General features: G+C 48.4%; 1 protein-coding gene. It reads right to left on the minus strand.

Translation table 11 applies throughout. From position 1 onward, the window contains the following. The coding region (locus tag RFK25_RS11660; protein ID WP_332413570.1) for a mucin-binding protein at nucleotides 1-275 on the minus strand (275 nt) is incomplete at both ends.

A 275-nucleotide genomic window follows, 5' to 3' on the forward strand; every position in this document is an offset into this window, starting at 1 on the left:
CCGTCCTTAGCTGTCCATGCTTGCCATGTCACTTCACCTGTAACGTGGTTGATTTCACCTGAACGCTCAAATGTAACTGAGTTGCTTGAGCCTGGAGCTGCTTCGCCACCTTCTGCTTTCACATAAGTAACGGTACGGCTGATCGTACGGGTCACATCATCAACACCCTTATCAGTTGGCCATTTTGGACCATCTGGATTGTTCGGATCGATTGGTTCACCTGGTTTACCTGGATCAGTTGGAGTGATTGGGCTTACTTTTGGTGTCAACTCGTA

Origin of the sequence: Streptococcus sp. SS-4456 (genome assembly GCF_036680365.1) — a bacterium.
Taxonomy (GTDB): Bacteria; Bacillota; Bacilli; order Lactobacillales; family Streptococcaceae; genus Streptococcus.